The organism is Streptomyces kebangsaanensis, assembly GCF_001906585.1.
GTDB classification, from domain to species: domain Bacteria; phylum Actinomycetota; class Actinomycetes; order Streptomycetales; family Streptomycetaceae; genus Streptomyces; species Streptomyces kebangsaanensis.
Genome location: NZ_JUJA01000143.1, coordinates 27,871 through 31,874, shown reverse-complemented (window position 1 = coordinate 31,874; position 4,004 = coordinate 27,871). Strand labels below are relative to the sequence as shown.

The window sequence follows — 4,004 nt, the reverse complement described above, 5'->3', positions numbered from 1 at the left end:
GCCACGCCGAGGGCGCCGAGCTCGGCAACGGTCGGGGCGCCGGGGCCGGCCATGACGTTCAGCGGTACGGAGATGTCCCTGGCCAGCGCCGCAATGGTGGCGGTGTCGGTGATGCCGGGGACGAAAATGCCGTCCGCGCCCGCATCGACGTACATGTGTGCCCGGGCCAGGGTTTCCTTCAGTCGGGTGTCCGAGTCGCCGAGCCCGAACAGGAAGGTGTCGATACGGGCGTTGAGGAACAGGTCCGCGCCTGCCCGGTCGGCGGTCTGCCGGGCCGCGGTCAGCCGCATCGCGAGTTCTGTCGGGGGCCGGGTGCCGTCCTCGATGTTGACGCCGACGGCGCCAGCAGCGAGCACCCCGGTTACGGTCTCGGCAACGCCGGCGGCATCCGCCCCGTACCCGCCCTCGATGTCCGCGGTAACCGGAACCGCGACGGCAGCGACGATTCGGCCGACCAGTTCCAGCACCCGCTCGCGGGTAAGAAAGTCGCCGTCAGGGGCACCCAGCGACCAGGCGACACCGGCACTGGTCGTGGCGATCGCCGGGGCGCCCGCGGTCTCGATGACACGGGCGCTCGCAACATCCCAGGCGTTGGCGAGAGCCAGGGGTGCAGGTGTGGTGTGCAGGGAGCGGAAGACGTGGGCGTTGTCCGGCCGTGTGATGGTCATGGACGCAGTCAAACATCGACTGCCGCCCACCTTCTGGCAAGAAACCGACACAGACGTCGACCTCGAAACCGAAGCAGATCCCCCCACCTCCGGAGTCAACCCCCGAAGAATTTCCGGAGCCGACCACTTAGTACTCCAGCCGTAGATCGTGATCACGCTGGTGAGGGGCGCCGCGGAGAGAGATGGCCACCGTTGATCACCGGGACGAGATCGACCACGCGATTGGGGGCGTCCGTTCCTTCTCCGCCTACTCGAGTCCACCGAGGCGGAGTGCATTCCTCATCTCCCCGAACTTCGCGGCCGTCTCCGGGGTCCACTGCTTCGTCTGTCCACTGAGACGGAGGGCATCCTCGATCTCGCTGAGCTTCGAGGAGGAGAGCACGCCCGTCGGCTCGATCAGGTCGTCCCGGGACACGGTGGTCAGCCAGGTGCAGGGGGTAAAGCCTGGACGCGGGAACGCGAACCGCAGCACGCCTTCGAAGGGCAGTCCTTCCATGGCGCCTACTGCGACTTCGACGCCCAGGCCGCTGATGTCGACGTCCGCCGGAGCGACGACCTGCAACGCCTGGAACCCGGACGCCTCGTCTCCGGACAGCAGCACGACCGGCCGACGCTCGTCGAACTCGACCCACCAGACTTCGCCGCGTTGCATATGTCCTCCTGACACGGGACGGCGGGCGACACTGTGTGTCCCGACCGAAGCACGGAAGTGAGGGCGCCGCGGAGACGGGTGCGGCCACCGGTGATCATCGGTGTGGGAAGACTGAGAATCAAGCGGTGGCCGCAGGTCACAGCGTAGACCGTAGCCGGTGGCAGGAGTCGTTCGAGGCCCTGATGCAGCGAATCGCCGGCCGATTCGCACGGGTCGAACCCCGGCGCCGGGTCCGGGACTTGATCCTGGGGCTGCTGTCGGACCTGCCCCGCAAGAACTGCTGGACCATAGCCGAGCACGTCGGTCACGCCACCCCGGACGGGCTGCAGCACCTGCTCGGGCGGGCGAAGTGGGATGCCGACCTGGTGCGCGACGACCTGCGTGACTTCGTGCTGGAGCATCTGGCAGACGATCAGGCCGTGCTGGTGGTCGACGAGACCGGCGACCTGAAGAAGGGCACCCGCACCGCGGGCGTCCAGCGCCAATACACCGGCACCACAGGCAGGATCGAAAACGCCCAGGTCGCCGTCTACCTCACCTACACCTCCCGGCACGGCCACACCGGCATCGACCGCGCCCTGTACCTGCCCAAGTCCTCGACCCGCGACGAAGACCGCCGCCAGGAGGCCGCCGTCCCAGACGAGCTGAGCTTCGCGACCAAGCCGCAACTGGCCCAGCAGATGATCGAACGCGCCCTGGACGCCGGAGCCCCGGCCGCATGGGCAGCAGGCGACGAGGTCTACGGAGACAACCCGAAACCGCGCGCCGCCCTGGAAGCACGCGGGCCCGGCTACGTATTGGCGATCTCGTGCACCCACCGCGTCCCCACCGCAGCCGGCCCGCAGCGCGCCGACCACCTGGCCAAGAAGATCCCGCGCAGGGCCTGGCAGAAGCTGTCCGCAGGACACGGCGCGAAGGGCCACCGCTGGTACGACTGGGCCCAGGTCGCGATCAACACCGGTCCCCCGGCAGGGCATCAGCACCTGCTGATCCGCCGCAACCGTGCTACCGGGGAACTGGCCTGCTACCGCTGCTACTCGCCCTGTCCGGTTCCGCTGTCCACGCTGGTGAGGGTCGCGGGAAGCCACTGGACGGTGGAGGAAATGTTCCAGAGCTCGAAGGGACTGGCAGGGCTCGACGAACACCAGGTGCGGCGCTGGGACTCCTGGCACCGCTGGGTCACCCCGGCCCTGCTCGCCCATGCCTTCCTCGCCGTCACCACCTCCCTCGAACGCCGCGAACAGCCCCCCACCGACGATGGAACTAGGGCGTGTTTCGAAAGTAGCGCCGTCCGCCCGGAGGGCGGGCGCCGCGGCGTCTGGTGCGGTGCATCGCAAGGCGGAGGGTCGTCCGCGTACTGGGCGTACGCGGACGATCCCGACAACGCGGCGAGGCGCCGTGCCAGGCGTCGCGGCGCAGGCGGGACTTTCGAAACACGCCCTAGCCCCGGCGGACTGATCCCGCCGACCTGCGACGAGATCCAGCGCCTGTTCACCGCTCTGGCCACCCAGCCCATCCGCGAAATCGCCCACCACCTACGCTGGTCGACCTGGCGCCGACGCCACCAAGCCCGCGCCCGCCACAGCCACTACCAGCGACAAGCCGACCTTCAACCGTGAAGATCACGATCTACGGCTGGAGTACTAGCGCGCCACGCGGTGGCGGAGGTAGACGGCTCTCGAGCTGAGGGTGCGGGTCTCGACGAGTTCGAGATCCACCCGGCGCTCGTGCCGGGGGAAGAACGGAATGCCACCGCCGACCAGCACCGGGTAGACCACGGCCCGGTACTCGTCGATCAGGCCCAACGCGGCCGCCTCGGCGGCGAGGGTCGCGCCGCCGATCGCGATGTCGCCCTCCCCCGGCTCGGCTCGCAACCGCTCGATCTCCTCCGTCAGGCCGCCGGAGGCCAGGCGGGCATGGCCCTGCACCGCCGACAGCGTGGTCGAGAACACCACCTTCGGGAGCGGCTTCCAGAGCGCGGCCCACTCGAGCATGGAGTCGTCGAGCGATGGATCCTGGTCGGCGGTCTCCCAGTACAGCATCGTCTCGTACAGCCGTCGCCCCAACAGGTGGACGCCGACCTCTCGGATCTCGTCGATCCAGAAGCGAAAGACGTCCTCGTCCGGCGCCGTCCAGTCGAAGTCGCCGTCCGGCCCGACGATGTAGCCGTCGAGTGAGACGCTCATCGAACAGGTCACGCTGCGCATCAGCAGTCCTCCTCGGTGACGGGTTCGACAGTACGACCGCTGAACACCGCAAAACTCATCGCGGCTCGCGGGATCCCCCGGTCCGAGCCCGTAGTGCTCCAGAATGGCTTTACCAGAGCTGACCTCGGGTTATGCACCCGGCCAGCGGCCGGGCAGGATCGGTGGTCGTGCTGGTACAGATGATCTACCTGCTCGCCACGCGGATCTTCGCCCGGCTCGCTTTGCTGTGCCGATCCTCGGCAGCGAAGAACGCTGAGATCCGGGTACGGCCGATGGGCTTCGACGGATGTGGGCGGGGCGGGATGAGCGAGGGGCTGTCGGCTGCCGCCACCGCATCCTTCCACCGGGTAGCCAGGTGGGGCGCTTGTGCTTGCCACGACGTGCGGTTCGCGGTGGAAGTACCCGCGCGTGCGCGAGATGAAAGGTGGGCGCCTGTCTGTTGGGCTGGGCGCGGATCGCTCGGCTCCGCGACGGCTC

At 68.6% G+C, this 4,004-nt stretch carries 3 protein-coding genes and 1 pseudogene; 1 reads left to right on the top strand and 3 read right to left on the bottom strand.

From position 1 onward, the window contains the following. Nucleotides 1-668 (bottom strand): isocitrate lyase/PEP mutase family protein (locus tag RH94_RS21345; protein ID WP_079189129.1); only part of this gene is annotated, 668 nt, incomplete at its 3' end. 247 nt (nucleotides 669-915) lie between these two features. Then, complete coding sequence (locus RH94_RS21340; RefSeq protein WP_073949111.1) at nucleotides 916-1,320, bottom strand: type II toxin-antitoxin system PemK/MazF family toxin; 405 nt, start codon at nucleotides 1,318-1,320, stop codon at nucleotides 916-918. A gap of 182 nt (nucleotides 1,321-1,502) precedes the next feature. On the opposite strand from RH94_RS21340, the pseudogene RH94_RS21335 reads away from it, so the two are divergent. Further along, nucleotides 1,503-2,540 (top strand): annotated as a pseudogene (locus RH94_RS21335) (IS701 family transposase); the annotation flags it as partial. A 423-nt stretch (nucleotides 2,541-2,963) separates the two neighbouring features. On the opposite strand, the gene RH94_RS21325 reads toward RH94_RS21335, so the two are convergent. After that, nucleotides 2,964-3,527 (bottom strand): dihydrofolate reductase family protein, encoded by a 564-nt coding sequence (locus tag RH94_RS21325; protein WP_073949110.1) that lies wholly within the window; start codon nucleotides 3,525-3,527, stop codon nucleotides 2,964-2,966. Nucleotides 3,528-4,004 lie beyond the last annotated feature (477 nt).